The 258-nt window shown below is 35.3% G+C and carries 1 protein-coding gene; it reads right to left on the reverse strand.

Translation table 11 applies throughout. The features are described from left to right. Window positions 1–258 (reverse strand): hypothetical protein (locus SB679_RS25110; RefSeq protein ID WP_410705033.1); only part of this gene is annotated, 258 nt, incomplete at both ends.

The following is a 258-nucleotide window of genomic DNA, read 5'->3' on the forward strand; positions in this document are numbered from 1 at the left end:
GGTTATATCCATTCGCTTTTGCAATTTCATAAAACTGGTTTCCAAACTGATAGTAAAGCGTTGATGAAACATTATAAGTTTTGAAATAGTCATATCTGTAAATTCCAATATCTTGTTGACCTGTCTTCCCTACACTCGCTCTTAATTTTAAATCTGAAATACTGCTATTTCCTTTTAAGAAATCCTCTTCGGAAATTTTCCAAGCAGCAGCAACTCCCCCAAAATCACCCCATCTGTTATCTTTACTGAATCTGGACG

This window comes from Chryseobacterium sp. SIMBA_029, from assembly GCF_046535275.1.
GTDB lineage: Bacteria > Bacteroidota > Bacteroidia > Flavobacteriales > Weeksellaceae > Chryseobacterium.